Here is a 258-nt window from a genome sequence, read left to right on the forward strand (position 1 = left end):
CCTGGCGCTGCTGTTCGCGGCCTGCACGGCTGCTGTTTCGCTGGGTGCCGGCATCCTGTTCAACCGTGCCAGCGAACAGCACTTCATCGAGCTGGACCAACAACTGCTCGAATCACGCCTGTCGCTGTTTCGCACGCAACTCGCCGGTGTCGCCACACCCGCCGAGCTTGCGGCCCGGCTCCCGGCCCTGCGCGATGAGCTCAGCCACCAGGCTGACCTGGCCCTGCGCATCAGCGGTAAAGACGGCACACCGTGGTT

Annotated in this window: 1 pseudogene; it reads left to right on the top strand. The window is 66.3% G+C overall.

Annotation, left to right across the window (positions count from 1 at the left end):
• Nucleotide 1 precedes the first annotated feature (1 nt).
• Nucleotides 2-258 (top strand): annotated as a pseudogene (locus SB756_RS32070) (two-component sensor histidine kinase); the annotation flags it as partial.

Origin of the sequence: Pseudomonas sp. SIMBA_068, from assembly GCF_046534705.1 — a bacterium.
In the GTDB taxonomy this organism is placed as follows: domain Bacteria; phylum Pseudomonadota; class Gammaproteobacteria; order Pseudomonadales; family Pseudomonadaceae; genus Aquipseudomonas; species Aquipseudomonas putida.